At 48.7% G+C, this 318-nt stretch carries 1 protein-coding gene; it reads left to right on the top strand.

Annotated elements, in window-relative coordinates; translation table 11 throughout:
- On the top strand, nt 1–318 hold a 318-nt coding region (locus GHN86_RS23165; RefSeq protein WP_153387399.1), incomplete at both ends, for a catalase.

Raw genomic sequence — 318 nt, 5'->3', positions numbered from 1 at the left:
ATACGCCGGTGTTTTTCCTGCGGGATGCCCGTAAGTTCCCTGACCTGAATAAAGCAGTCAAACGTGACCCGAAAACCAACAAGCGCAGTGCCACCAATAACTGGGATTTCTGGACATTATTGCCTGAAGCCTTGCATCAGGTGACCATTGTGATGTCGGATCGCGGTATTCCTGCTGGCTACCGTCATATGCATGGTTTTGGCAGCCATACCTTCAGTTTTATCAATACCCAAAATGAACGCTTCTGGGTGAAATTCCATATGCGTACCCAGCAAGGCATCCAGAACCTGACCGATGCTGAAGCAGCAGATTTGATTG

This window comes from Pseudomonas helleri, assembly GCF_009600315.1.
Taxonomy (GTDB): Bacteria; Pseudomonadota; Gammaproteobacteria; order Pseudomonadales; family Pseudomonadaceae; genus Aquipseudomonas; species Aquipseudomonas helleri_A.
This window is presented reverse-complemented; position numbering and strand designations above follow the sequence as displayed.